Consider the following 11,865-nt stretch of genomic DNA (forward strand, 5'->3'; position numbering starts at 1 on the left):
CTTAACGCTGATTCGTCGGAATCACTCGCGCAGCGGGATGCCCTTGGCGTCCCGCTGGAAGTAGCTCGCACCAGCAAGAATCATGATGCCCTCCACGACGCCCCAAAGCCCTACCAGGCCCAAGGTGAAGATTCCCAGAACGACTGTCAGGACAAGCTGGATGACTCCGATAGTGGTGTACCCAAGATAGAAGCGGTGGATGCCGAGTCCGCCGAGGAAAATCCCCAAGAGCCCGGCGGCAATCTTGGACTTCGGCTGCGGATAGCCGTAGGCCGGGTTTGGCATCGGAGGCTGCTGGGACATCTGAGGGTATTGGCCCTGATACTGCTGGGGCGCGGCAGGCGGGTAAGCCTGGTACTGGGGCTGTTCAGCGGGAGGCTGCTGGTACTGCGGCGCGGCAGGCGGGTAAGCCTGGTACTGGGGTGGTGCCTGCGGCGGGTACGGTGACCCGACCGGAGCTGATTGGCCCGAAACCGGTGCTGTTGACTCGCTGTTATCCGCAGGGTTCTCAGCGGGAGGATGGGTCATGGTGGTGCCTTTCGATGAAATGGTGAGGTAGCCCAAGGACTCCGGGCTGCAGCTCCGTCGAAAGACGGCATCCCCCAAATAATCCACGTGCCCTCATTATTCTGTCGGATCATGGGCCGGTGCACCGTATTTCGTCCCGCGACCCGCCCGCGCTGCCGTTCACACGCACCAGGTTTGGTTCGGCGCCAGGGCAAAAATAGGGGGGTGCTTCCCGTTCGCTGGAAGCACCCCCGGTATCAATGTCATTCAGTCGCGCTTAAAGGCGTCCTTGATCTTTTCGCCTGCCTGCTTCAGATCCGCTTTGGTCTGGTCTGTTTCACCTTCAGCTTCGAGCCGCTCGTCGTCGGTCATCTTGCCTGTTGCTTCCTTGGCCTGACCGCTCATTTTCTCGCCGGCATTCTCCATCTTGTCGCCGAGTCCCATGCTGGTCCCTCCCCTGCGTTTAGCCGGCCGACGCCGGCTGCTGATGCCTTCAGTTTAGGACTGCGAACGGAAGGGAGGAAGAGCCCTTAGACGGGTACCTGGACCCTCTGAGGGCCCTCGGGAAACCTTGACTATTGCCTGTTGCGCAACCTGCGACGGACGAGGTCCGCCACCGCTAGAGAACCAGCAATCAACGTGGCCGCGACGGCTACATAAACCAGCATCAGCCAGGTCAGCGTGGTTAGAAGCGGTTTCGGATTGCTGAGAAAGGAAAATCCACCCAAAAGACCAACCAGCCAGAACAAGACGACGCCCCCAGCTACTGCCGCTCCTGGAACATATTCCTTCTTCATCACGAAATCCCTCACTCGCTCAACAGCGCCGCCATGCCGCTCAAGATCCAGTATGGGGCTGCCTGAAGCCCGAAAAATGCAAGGACGGGGCAAGTGTGAGGAAGTCAACAGAGGCAATTTTCCAGGCCGCCGTCAGGCCCCCTTTTGAAGCCTGTTTCTCACGACGTCAACCAATGAGCGGTAGCGCAAGTTCTCTTCCAAATCGTCAATCAGAACAGCACCGTCCGGACCTGCCAGCGGGATGCACCAATTGGGATACTGCTCATGGGTTCCGGGCTGGTTCTGCGTGCGGGTCTCCCCCACAGCGTCCACCAAGGCAATACCCAAAAGGGATGACGGTGTTAGCAAAGTGAAGGCGTACAAGGCCTCTACAATCCTTTGGATTTCATGTTGTAGCAGGGCCTGCTTCTGTTGCTCCTGCAAGTCCAAGGGATCAGGGAAGTCCTGGAGCACCCCCTGTTGGCGAAGAAGGGCCAGCACGGCCTCCTGTTCAGCTGCCGCTTCTTCCCGCTCTTCCTCCACTGGACGGCGGAGCAGGCCAAGGGATTCGCGGAGGGTTACGTGTTCCCCGGCGAGATAACCGGCAGTCGGAGGCAAATCATGGGTATTGACGCTGGTCAGGCACTGCTGCCGGTATCGGTCGGGTCCCAAGGGTCCGTGGGCGTCCTGCTCGAACCACAGAATCGAGGTTCCGAAAATCCCCCGCTCCGACAGGTAGCCCCGGACCCAAGGCTCAAAGACACCAAGGTCCTCACCAATCACCACAGCGTCCGCTCTCTGGGCTTCAAGAGCCAGGATCCCGATCAGTGCTTCGTGGTCGTAGTAGACGTATGCTCCTTGTTCGGGTCCGCTCCCCTGCGGAATCCACCAGAGCCTGAAGAGGCCCAGGATGTGGTCCACCCGCACGCCCCCTGCATGCCGGAGGATGGTTCGGAGCATGTCCCGGTAGGGTGCATACCCTGCTTCGGCAAGCCTGGCCGGATGCCATGGGGGTTGGGACCAGTCCTGCCCTTGCTGGTTGAACATGTCGGGAGGAGCGCCCACCGTCACTCCGTGCGCCAATACATCTGCGAGCATCCAGGCATCTGCGCCGTTTGTCTTTACGCCTACCGCGAGGTCGTGGATGACGCCCAGTGCCATGCCAGATTGCTTGGCTGCACGCTGTGCGGACTCCAACTGCTGGTCACAAATCCATTGCAGCCAACTGTGGAACTCCACCCTGTCTGCCAGCAGCTTACGTTGCTCGTTCGAATAGCGGGTGGATGGTGAGGCCGCCTCAGCATGCCACTCCGGCGCCGAAGGGTGAAGCCTTTCAGCAAGCGCACACCAGAGCGCGAAGTCAGCGAGTCCGTCTCCTTGATCTGCACAGAATTTTTTGAACTGACGGGATCGCGAGGCACTGCGCGCGACGTCGAAAATCAGTTCCAGTGCTGCCAGCTTGGCACCATAACTGGAATTGCGGTCCAGCAGGTCGCTTGCCTGGTTAGCAGGATAGAGCTGGGCTGCATACTTCTCGACATGAGCCCGGCTGCCCGGCTCGAGATAGGCATACTCCGGGATCTCCTCCACCCTGATGTAGAGAGGGTTGAAAAAGCGCCTGGTTGTAGGCAAATAGGGTGAGTCTTCTATGGGCGTGCGGGGCTCGGCTGCATGAAGCGGGTTGACCAGGATGAAGCCAGCCCCATCCTCGCCCGAAATTGCCGCCAGATCCGTTAGGTCACTGAAGTCTCCGATCCCCCAGGAGCGGCTGGATCTCACCGAGTACAGCTGGGCCAGCAAACCCCAACTCCGGTTCTGGGCCAGGTCGACACTTGTCTTCAAAATTTCCGGAGTGACCACCAGCGCACACTCGGCAGTTGTGCCTTCGACGTCCGCGTGCAACGTGTGCCAGCCAAGGGGCAGGTACTCGGGAATGGCGAAGGTTGCCCGAATGGTGGGAATGCCATCGATTAAGCGGGGTTCTTCCCAATCATCCTTTTGAAGGACGTCGTGGTGGAGGCCATCTTCGCTCGTTACGGAGACCCGGACGCCCTTTCCCTGGGGTACGTGTACCTCGACATGGAATTCCTGGCCCTCCCGGATCACCACCACGGGCGGCAGAATCCTCCGCCATGGTGCCAGTTCGACGTCGTGAATTGCTCTTCGAAGCCCGTCATCAGTATCGGTATTGATTCCCAGGGCACCAAGTACGCTTTTCAGTGTGGCATCAGATACCTTCCGTTCTGCACCATCCCAGCCCTGGAACACTGTTCCGACTCCATGGGCCGCTGCCAGCTCCCTGAGCAGCGCCTGCGAGTTTTCCGTCTGATCAGTTCCCGTGTGATCCGCCATGGCCCTACTCTATTGGCTCTCGGTAGGCTTGCTACACGATGATCCGTATCCTCCAGCCCAGAGAGGTTCTCCGTGAACGAACGTGACAACGCCGGGCAGCCTCCCGAGGACGCTGCTGATCCTGAAGGCCGCCCCCCAGCGGGAGCCTCGAAACCAGCCAATATCCGGGAAGAACAGCAGGCTCATGCCGGAGGAACTGTCCCTGCTGCCTACGTGGGAAGCGGAGACCCCGGCCAGGAGCACAAGCCGGAGCAGGCCGTTGAAGAATCAGGGACTTGGGGCGACGAGCCACAGCTTTAGACGCGCGGGGGTCGCCCGCGCTAGCCTAAGTCCCTATGGCTGACTCCGAATTCTTTTCCGAATGAACCTGCTGGAGATGTTGTGGGAGCGGATCGTTACTGGATTCTCCCAGGCAGCCGTTCCCGTCGTGCCCGTTACAGAACTCCTTGTGGTCATTGCGGTGGCAATTGTGCTTTCAGTGCCCAGGGCCACCTGGAGATATTTCGGACTCCTGGCCACTGTTGTCCATGAGCTGGGCCACGCCTTTGCGGCGCTGTCCAGCGGTCAGCGCCTGGGCGGCATCCGGCTCAGGTTGAATCATTCAGGAACCACGGTGTCTTTCAGCCGTGGCCGCTTCCCTGCCATCTGGTCCGGATTCTGGGGGTACCCGGTGCCGGCGATGGTGGGAGCCTCCCTGGTCTGGGCAGGTTTCAACGGTTGGGGTCCGGCTGCAATGTCCGTTGGCGTCATCATCCTGCTGGCCGCGCTTCTTTTTATCCGCAACGCAGTGGGAGTGCTGATCATGGCCGCGGGAATCCTGCTGGCCTGCTCCCTGGTTCTCTTCGTGCCGCCGGAGTTGAACAGCCACCTGGTTATCGTTCTGGGCCTGGCCTTGCTGGTTGCCGCGGTACGGGACCTCGGAAAACTTATCCACGTACACTTCAGACGCAGGGAACAGCTGGCCACCTCAGATGCCTACCTGCTGTATCGGGCGACTTCGATCCCCTCCGGAGTGTGGATCGTACTGTTTACCAGCGTGGTGGGCGCCGCCTGGTTCTTTGCCTGGCAACCCATTGCAGAAGTCTTCGCGACCGCAATTCCCTGACCTTCCCGCAGCTTGCCGCTCCCATGGGACCCGGGTTTAGTCTGTAGAGATGAGCCAGGAAACAGGTCAGAGCACGGACTCCACCACCTCGCCGGCTTTCAGCACCAAGGGTGCGTACGTTACGGGTGGTGAATTTAGACGGGACACGAATTACATTGAGGACCGCATCACCTCCGATGGTGCAGCCGGGCCGAATGGTGAACCGGGGTGGCCGGTGGAGCCGGGCCGCTACCGGCTCATCGCGGCAAGGGCTTGCCCTTGGGCAAATCGTGCGGTCATTGTGCGGCGGCTATTGGGCCTGGAAGAGGTCATCTCCCTCGGCCAACCCGGGCCAACGCACGACTCCCGGTCATGGACCTTTGACCTGGACGAGGGCGGCCGGGACCCTGTTCTTGGCATCGAGCGGCTCCAGGAGGCGTACTTCAAGCGCTTTCCCAACTATCCGCGGGGCATCACCGTTCCCGCCGTCGTAGAGATTTCCACCGGCCAAGTGGTGACCAATAATTTTCCGCAGATCACTCTCGACTTCTCCACAGAATGGTGCAAGTTCCACCGCCCCGGGGCCCCGGACCTGTATCCGGAAAAGCTTCGGCAGGAAATAGACGAGGTGAACAAAAGGGTCTTCACCGAAATCAACAACGGGGTCTACCGCTGTGGCTTTGCCGGATCCCAGGAAGCGTATGATGCCGCCTATGACCGGTTGTGGACGGCATTGGACTGGTTGGAGGACCGATTGGCGGGACAGCGGTTCCTCGTGGGTGATTCCATTACTGAGGCCGACGTCCGACTCTTCACCACTCTGGCCAGGTTTGACGCTGTCTATCATGGGCACTTCAAATGCAACCGCCAGAAACTGAGCGAGATGCCTGTTCTTTGGAGCTATGCGCGGGACCTGTTCCAAACCCCGGGCTTCGGAGACACCATCGACTTCGTACAGATCAAGCAGCACTATTACATCGTCCATGAGGACATCAATCCCACCGGCATAGTCCCCCGAGGCCCGGAACTTTCGGGGTGGCTCACCAAACACGGGCGTGAGTCCCTCGGAGGCCGGCCTTTTGGCAATGGCACTCCGCCCGGTCCGGTGAAGGCAGGAGAGGAAGTCCCTCCCCGGCACGGGGCCGGGTGAAAAAGATCCCCGTGGATCTGTGAGTATGTTGGATCCATGCAACTTTCAGATGGACTCGCGGACCCCGAATTCGTGGGCGTACTGGACCTGTTCGAATCGTTCCTCTCCGAGGACCCTCTTTATAGCGCGCAGCTTTCGGCCTACGTTCATGGGCGCAAGGTGCTGGATCTGGTGGGCGGCCCCGATTTCGCTCCCGGCGACATCACCGGAACCTACTCCTGCACCAAGGGAGTGGCTGCCTGCGTGGTTGCGCTTCTGCTGCAGGACGGGCTTTTGGACCTTGAACAAACTGTTGCCCATTACTGGCCCGAATTCGCCGCCCACGGCAAAGACCGGCTGACAGTGGCCCAAGCCCTGTCACATCAGGCTGGGCTAATGGGTCTTGAAGGCGGCTTTCGCTTGGACGAGTTCACGACGGTAGCTGCCGCTGAAAGGCTGGCTGCTGCGGAACCCCTGTGGCGACCGGGAAGTACCTTCGGATATCACGCCCTCACCATCGGGATCCTCATGGAGGAACTCTGCCGCCGGACCGCGGGCACTTCCCTTCAGGAACTGTACGATTCCCGCCTGCGCTTACCCTTTAACATCGACTTTTTCCTTGGCCTCCCTGAGGACCAGGAGCCGCGTTACCGTGACGTTCTGTACGACGTCGATGACAGCCTGCCGTGGCAGGACCCGCTGAGCCTGGAGGGCCTGAACAGCAACAGCGGAGTCAGCTCAATTATGGAGCTTCCCAACCACACGATCATCCGGGCAAACGGCATGAGCAGCGCGGGAGGTGTGGGGTCGGCCGAGGGACTGGCGCGCCTGTATGCCGCCGCCAGCACAGGGGTCGACGGCGGTGCGGCGTTCCTGACGGAAGCCACCATCAGCGCCATGACACAGGAACAAGTCTGGGGTCTGGACAGGTCATCAGGGCTGGACAACGCCTTCGCCGTCGGGTTCATGAAGTCTCACCCGAGCCGGGACTTCGGCAGCTACCGCGCTTTCGGGCACGAGGGAGCGAATGCAGCGCTTGGATTTGCCGACCCTGCGTACGGCATCGGCTTCGGATACGTTCCCAGGCGGCAGGAAGAAGGGCGGACACCGGGGCGGGCACACCGTCTCGCCCACGCAGTTCGCCAAGCGGCCGCTGCTTCTTCCAACTCTGGAGAAGCAGCTATCAGGAGCTAGCAGGTTAATCCATTTGTAACATCTAAGGGCCCACCCTAGGGTGGGGCCAGATGAGCACACAAATACCAAGAGTACGAGGCCGGGGGTTCGCGCGGATTCCTGGGTGGGGACTGGTGACTGACGGCGTGTCAGGGGTATTCGCCGTGTCCCGCCTCCAGCTTGCAGCAAAGGCGGCGTTGGCGGCGGGCCTGTCCTTCCTGATTGCCCCGTGGATGCCCGGCTCCGCTGCTGAATACCCCTATTACGCCCCCCTCGGCGCCCTCGTGGTGATGTACGAGAACGTCGCGGGTTCCATGCGGCAGGGTCTCCAAACACTCATCGGGCTTGGGCTTGGCATTGGCCTGGCGTTCATGCTGGTGAGCCTCGGCCAGCCATCCCCTCTTACAGTTGCGGTGGTCATGGGCCTTGGCATCATGCTTGCGGGCCTTCCCCGCTTGGGCGCCGGCCGGGACTGGATCCCGACTGCCGCCTTGCTGGTGCTGTTGGTGGGCGGGCACAACCCTGATGATTTTTCATTCGGTTACCTCCTGCAGATGGGTGCCGGTGTTGCCGTAGGCATTGCCGTCAACCTGCTGGTCTTCCCGCCCCTTCATTTCAACGCCATGGCCGTGAGCCTGGCAGACTTTCGGAGGGCCTTGGCTCAACAAATCTCGGATATGGGGGAGGCTGTGGAAGAAAAATGGCCTCCCGAGCATGAGGACTGGTCCCGCCGTTCGGATGAGCTTTCCCGATCGGCCCGCTCGCTGAGGGCTGCTGTGGAAAAGGCCGACGCGAGCCGCCGGGCCAACCCGCGGCGGAAATTCCACCCGAGGGACGTGAACCTGGACTACAGAAACCTCCGTGATTTGGAACGGATAACCTTCCATGTCCAGGACATGACTGAGGTCCTGGCCGACGTTATCTGGGACCAGGACACGCTCTTTGTCATTCCGCTCCCCCATAGCGAACCCTTGGGTAAGGCGCTTTCGGCGGTCGGGGCGTTACTTCTGGCAGTGGAGGAAGGGGATTCTGAGCGGCTCGAAGAACTGCGGGACGAGGCCGAAACGGCAGTGCTTACCCTGGCGCAACATCTGGCCTCGGATGAGACGGATCCGGACGCGCCCAGCGCGGCTGAATCCATTCTGCTGAGCCTGCACAGGATCCTGCGTGTGCTCAAATCAGGAGTAAAACAGATCGAAGCACAACCGGGGTCATCGGAGGGTGACTGAGCCGCTGAAATGCTTCCGTCCGGCCTTCGGACTCCATGCCACGTAATCAGACCGCTCCCATGTGCCCCCGTGGGCCTGGATGGTGCTGATATCCAGGGCCACCCGCGCGGGAAGGAAAACCGGCGCTTCAAAGGAGACGTCCCAGTTAAAGGCCTCGCCTTTGACCGCCCCCACATCAGCCAGCGCCCTGGCAGCGAGGTACATCCCGTGGGCAATGGATCTGCGCATACCCAGGGCCTTGGCGCTCAAGGCGCTGAGGTGAATGGGGTTGAAGTCACCTGAGACAGCGGCGTACGCCCTGCCTGTATCCACGCCAAGCTGCCATAGTGCAGTCGGGTTCGGAGGCCTGAAATCAGCAGGGGCCGGGTGGGCCGATGGCTTGTCTATACCTGGCAGGAAGACGCCTTTTGCCAGATAGGTGGAGACTCCCCGCCACAGGACGTGGTCGCGTTTTCCCGTGCGGACCTCCGCGACCATGTCCAGCTGCGTGCCGCTCCGGTGGCCCCGAAGGTTCATCGCTGAGGCCGTGATATCCAGAGGTTCCGTAAAACTGATGGCCCTTCTTTGCTCCACAATGTTCCGCAGATGGATCATGCCCAGCAGCGGCAATGGAAAGTCATCCCGGTTCATAACGCTCATAGCCACCGGGAAGGCAAGCGCATGAATGAATCCCGCCGGCAGCACGTCGGTGGCGGGCTCGCCAATAAGATGCTGGTAGGCGGTGAGTTTCTCGACGTCGACCTTCACCCCTCGCACCTCATGGCTGCTTTCCGGCAAAGCTGTACCCAGGTCCGTCCCGAGCAGGCGGCGCCGCGCAGCCGTGGCGGCGGCGTTGACGTAGAGTTTTGACAGGGACGGCATATCCCCCATGACAACGGGGCCCGAATCGCTCATGCCCCTACCATGTTCTGCCCGCATACCCGAAGCACTTCGCCGGAGATTCCCCCAGCCGCATCACTCGCCAGAAACGCAATGGCCTCGGCGACGTCAACGGGTTGGCCGCCCTGCCTCAGGGAGTTGATCCTTCGCCCAACTTCCCGCCGTACTAACGGAACACGCCGGGTCATCTCTGTTTCGATGAAGCCGGGGGCGACAGCATTGATAGTGCCCCCGTATGGCTCGAGCAAAGGAGCGGTTGCCCTCACCATCCCCATGACGCCGGCTTTGGAAGCGGCGTAGTTGGTCTGGCCGCGGTTTCCCGCGATTCCGCTAGTGGATGCCACCGACACGATTCTCGGGGAGTTGCGGAAGTGCTCCGATGCCAGCAATGCGTCGTTGATAGGCAGCTGTGCTGCAATGTTGACGGCCAAAACAGACGACCACTTGCTGTGGTCCATGTTCGCCAGCAGCTTGTCCCGGGTAATGCCGGCGTTATGGACCACAATGTCCAGGTGGCCGTAGCGAGACACCGCGTGATCGATGATCTTCTGCCCCGCGTCCTCCCGTGTGATGTCCAGCTGCAAGGCGGTTCCGTGGACCTCATTCGCGACCTCGGCAAGGTGGTCGCCGGCCGCCGGAACGTCCACGGCTATGACGGTGGCGCCGTCGCGGTGAAGGGTGCGGGCGATGGCAGCGCCGATGCCGCGTGCCGCCCCGGTAACGACGGCGACCTTCCCTGCCAACGGTTTCTCGACGTCGTCGGGAAGTTTGCCCGACGACGAACGAACCGTGAGGGTCTGACCGTCGATGAAGGCGGATTTTCCGGAAAGGAGGAACCGCACGGCAGCCAGCACGCTCGGGCTGGTGGTGGACACGCCGTCCGCCAGGAGGACGCCGTTCCCAGTGGTGCCGGAGCGTAGCTCCATGGCCAGGGAGCGCAGCAATCCGTCCACTCCTTGACGGGCCGCCGCTGTGGCGGCGTCGGGGGCGCTTCCAGGATGCCGGGAGACCGTGATCACCCTCCCGTTGGGAGTGAGGTCCCTGAGGGAGGTTGCGGCGGTGAGGACAGGTTTTTCCAGGTCATCAGGGTGGGTCAGCTCGTCCAGGACCAGGATGACCGCGCCGAGGCGTTCTTTTGGAACGGGGTGCCGGCGGACGTCGATGTCCCAGGACAGGAGCGTTGATGCAAGTTCATCTGCCCCCTTGGTTGAACCTTCGATGAGGACGGGGCCAGGGATCAGCGGCTGCCCGGGTTTGTGCCGTCGGAGGATCACCGGCTGCGGCAGCCCGATCTTCCGGGCAATCTTCCGGCCTGGCCCGCTGCTGACGAACTGAGTGTAGGTATCGGTCATTGCTTCCCCCTAGCGTGATTCCAGTATGGCCACAACGCCTTGGCCGCCTGCAGCACAGATCGAGACGAGTCCGCGGGCGGGCCGTCCATCCACCTGGCCCTTGGCATACAGCATCTTGGCGAGGGAGGCCACAATGCGTCCTCCCGTGGCGGCGAAGGGGTGGCCTGCGGCGAGCGATGAGCCGTTCACATTGAGTTTGGACCTGTCCACAACACCGAAGGCACTTTCCAGGCCAAGCCGGTTGCGACCAAATTCTTCGTTTTCCCAGGCAGCCAGGGTGCTCAGCACCGTTCCTGCAAATGCCTCATGGATCTCGAAGAAGTCGAAGTCATCGAGCGTAAGCCCGTTCCGGGCAAGGAGTCGCGGGACGGCAAATACGGGAGCCATCAACAGTCCGTCCTTGCCATGGACAAAGTCGACAGCAGCCGCTTCCCCGTCAACGACCGCGGCCAGTTTAGGAAGATCGTGGGCATCGGCCCATTCTTCGGAGGCCAACAGCACGGTGGAAGCCCCATCCGTCAGGGGTGTGGAGTTACCGGCAGTCATGGTCGCCTCAGAGCCAAGGCTCTTGCCGAACACAGGCTTGAGCGTAGCGAGCTTCTCAAGGGATGTGTCAGGCCTCAGGTTCGAGTCCCTGGTCAGACCACGATATGGGGTAATGAGGTCGTCGAAGAAACCAGCATCGTAGGCAGCAGCAAGGTTGCGGTGGCTGTTGTAGGCGAGCTCGTCCTGGGCTTCCCGCGTGATCTTCCATTGAGCAGTGGTAAGCGCCTGGTGCTCACCCATTGAGAGTCCTGTCCGCGGTTCGCCGGTGTTCGGCGCATCCGGCGCAAGGTCTCTGGGCCTGAGCTTGCTTAATACCTTGAGCCTCTGCGGAAGGGTCTTGGCACGGTTGAAGTCCAGGAGGACCTCACGGAGGCCTTCGCTAACTGCGATCGGGGCGTCTGAGGCAGAATCCACGCCGCCGGCGATGGCGGAGTCAATCTGCCCGAGCTTGATCTTGTTGGCGAGTCCAAGGACAGTCTCCAGCCCTGTTGCGCAAGCCTGCTGCACATCGTAAGCGGGCGTCTCTGCTGCCAAAGGGGATCCCAGAACTGCCTCACGGGTGAGGTTGAAGTCGCGCGAATGCTTCAGGACTGCACCCGCCGCCACTTCACCGATCCGCACGTCCTGCAGGCCGAAACGGGCTATCAGTCCATCCAGGGCAGCCGTCAGCATGTCCTGGTTTGAAGACTTCGTGTACGCGCCTCCGGTACGGGCAAACGGAATACGGTTGCCGCCGACCACCACGGCTTTCCGTAGCTGCCTCTGAATCCCCTGGGCTGGCTGAACGAATGGTTCCTCGCGTCCGGTCTCGGACATGTGCTCTCTCCTTCAAACGAAG

At 61.3% G+C, this 11,865-nt stretch carries 12 protein-coding genes; 5 read left to right on the plus strand and 7 right to left on the minus strand.

What is annotated here, in order from left to right; translation table 11 throughout:
• Positions 1–21 precede the first annotated feature (21 nt).
• The 4 genes from M1E05_RS10835 to malQ form a co-directional block, all read right to left on the minus strand.
• The gene (locus M1E05_RS10835) at positions 22–528 is read right to left on the minus strand and encodes a TM2 domain-containing protein (protein WP_458113980.1); all 507 of its coding nucleotides are present in this window, start codon (positions 526–528) and stop codon (positions 22–24) included.
• A gap of 246 nt (positions 529–774) precedes the next feature.
• Positions 775–951: a CsbD family protein gene (locus M1E05_RS10840; RefSeq protein WP_458113981.1), complete on the minus strand. Its 177-nt coding sequence runs from the start codon at positions 949–951 to the stop codon at positions 775–777.
• Positions 952–1,082: 131 nt separating this feature from the next.
• On the minus strand, positions 1,083–1,304 hold the full coding sequence (locus M1E05_RS10845) for a hypothetical protein (protein WP_458113982.1): 222 nt from the start codon (positions 1,302–1,304) through the stop codon (positions 1,083–1,085).
• Positions 1,305–1,436: 132 nt separating this feature from the next.
• Entirely contained in the window at positions 1,437–3,635 is a 2,199-nt protein-coding gene (gene malQ / locus M1E05_RS10850) for a 4-alpha-glucanotransferase (RefSeq protein WP_461162915.1), read from the minus strand.
• 72 nt (positions 3,636–3,707) lie between these two features.
• Between malQ and M1E05_RS10855 the strand changes: the two genes are divergently transcribed.
• The 5 genes from M1E05_RS10855 to M1E05_RS10875 all read left to right on the plus strand — a co-directional run bounded on the left by M1E05_RS10855 (position 3,708) and on the right by M1E05_RS10875 (position 8,250).
• On the plus strand, positions 3,708–3,935 hold the full coding sequence (locus M1E05_RS10855) for a hypothetical protein (protein ID WP_461162916.1): 228 nt from the start codon (positions 3,708–3,710) through the stop codon (positions 3,933–3,935).
• Positions 3,936–3,996: 61 nt separating this feature from the next.
• Entirely contained in the window at positions 3,997–4,740 is a 744-nt protein-coding gene (locus M1E05_RS10860) for a M50 family metallopeptidase (RefSeq protein ID WP_461162917.1), read from the plus strand.
• 49 nt (positions 4,741–4,789) lie between these two features.
• On the plus strand, positions 4,790–5,869 hold the full coding sequence (locus tag M1E05_RS10865; RefSeq protein WP_461162918.1) for a glutathione S-transferase family protein: 1,080 nt from the start codon (positions 4,790–4,792) through the stop codon (positions 5,867–5,869).
• A gap of 36 nt (positions 5,870–5,905) precedes the next feature.
• Complete coding sequence (locus M1E05_RS10870) at positions 5,906–7,042, plus strand: serine hydrolase domain-containing protein (RefSeq protein WP_461162919.1); 1,137 nt, start codon at positions 5,906–5,908, stop codon at positions 7,040–7,042.
• A 113-nt stretch (positions 7,043–7,155) separates the two neighbouring features.
• Complete coding sequence (locus M1E05_RS10875) at positions 7,156–8,250, plus strand: FUSC family protein (protein WP_461162920.1); 1,095 nt, start codon at positions 7,156–7,158, stop codon at positions 8,248–8,250.
• Here the strand turns inward: M1E05_RS10875 and M1E05_RS10880 are convergent.
• From M1E05_RS10880 to M1E05_RS10890, 3 genes are read right to left on the minus strand one after another with little or no spacing between them, the layout of a single operon-like run.
• On the minus strand, positions 8,233–9,144 hold the full coding sequence (locus M1E05_RS10880; RefSeq protein ID WP_461162921.1) for a MaoC/PaaZ C-terminal domain-containing protein: 912 nt from the start codon (positions 9,142–9,144) through the stop codon (positions 8,233–8,235). The genes M1E05_RS10875 and M1E05_RS10880 overlap by 18 nt on opposite strands.
• Positions 9,141–10,481 (minus strand): 3-oxoacyl-ACP reductase, encoded by a 1,341-nt coding sequence (locus tag M1E05_RS10885; protein WP_461162922.1) that lies wholly within the window; start codon positions 10,479–10,481, stop codon positions 9,141–9,143. Before M1E05_RS10885 ends, M1E05_RS10880 begins: the two co-directional genes overlap by 4 nt.
• A 9-nt stretch (positions 10,482–10,490) precedes the next feature.
• A complete protein-coding gene (locus M1E05_RS10890; RefSeq protein WP_461162923.1) occupies positions 10,491–11,843 on the minus strand; it encodes an acetyl-CoA C-acetyltransferase in 1,353 nt (450 codons plus the stop codon).
• Positions 11,844–11,865 lie beyond the last annotated feature (22 nt).

This window comes from Arthrobacter sp. R4-81 (genome assembly GCF_054792365.1).

Excerpts from the sequence above, each read along its gene's own strand:
- M1E05_RS10835 (WP_458113980.1), bottom strand. The coding sequence starts at position 528 with ATGACCCATCCTCCCGCTGAGAACCCTGCGGATAACAGCGAGTCAACA.
- M1E05_RS10840 (WP_458113981.1), bottom strand. The coding sequence starts at position 951 with ATGGGACTCGGCGACAAGATGGAGAATGCCGGCGAGAAAATGAGCGGT.
- M1E05_RS10845 (WP_458113982.1), bottom strand. The coding sequence starts at position 1,304 with ATGAAGAAGGAATATGTTCCAGGAGCGGCAGTAGCTGGGGGCGTCGTC.
- malQ (WP_461162915.1), bottom strand. The coding sequence starts at position 3,635 with ATGGCGGATCACACGGGAACTGATCAGACGGAAAACTCGCAGGCGCTG.
- M1E05_RS10860 (WP_461162917.1), top strand. The coding sequence starts at position 3,997 with ATGAACCTGCTGGAGATGTTGTGGGAGCGGATCGTTACTGGATTCTCC.
- M1E05_RS10865 (WP_461162918.1), top strand. The coding sequence starts at position 4,790 with ATGAGCCAGGAAACAGGTCAGAGCACGGACTCCACCACCTCGCCGGCT.
- M1E05_RS10870 (WP_461162919.1), top strand. The coding sequence starts at position 5,906 with ATGCAACTTTCAGATGGACTCGCGGACCCCGAATTCGTGGGCGTACTG.
- M1E05_RS10880 (WP_461162921.1), bottom strand. The coding sequence starts at position 9,144 with ATGAGCGATTCGGGCCCCGTTGTCATGGGGGATATGCCGTCCCTGTCA.
- M1E05_RS10885 (WP_461162922.1), bottom strand. The coding sequence starts at position 10,481 with ATGACCGATACCTACACTCAGTTCGTCAGCAGCGGGCCAGGCCGGAAG.
- M1E05_RS10890 (WP_461162923.1), bottom strand. The coding sequence starts at position 11,843 with ATGTCCGAGACCGGACGCGAGGAACCATTCGTTCAGCCAGCCCAGGGG.